Consider the following 257-nt stretch of genomic DNA (forward strand, 5'->3'; position numbering starts at 1 on the left):
TTTTAAAGATAGGCTTAAAATTTTAGAAATTTACATGAAGGGTAAAAATAACAATATTGATTTAAATAAAATTGCAAAAGCAAGTGTAGGTTTTAGCGGTGCTGGACTTGAAACCTTAGTTAATGAAGCGGCTATCAATGCTTTAAGAAGAAATAGTTCTTTGGTGGAAGAAAGAGATTTTTATGCTGTACTAAATAAGGTGCTTTTAGGAAAGAAAAAAATTCTAAGTTTTAATGATGAAGAAAAGGGTATACAAG

1 pseudogene is annotated in these 257 nt (G+C 28.8%); it reads left to right on the forward strand.

Annotated features, from left to right (window positions below):
- A pseudogene (locus ELQ12_RS10090) lies at positions 1–257 on the forward strand (ATP-dependent metallopeptidase FtsH/Yme1/Tma family protein); the annotation flags it as partial.

The sequence above is a fragment of the Campylobacter sp. US25a genome (assembly GCF_004379075.1).
GTDB lineage: Bacteria > Campylobacterota > Campylobacteria > Campylobacterales > Campylobacteraceae > Campylobacter_D > Campylobacter_D jejuni.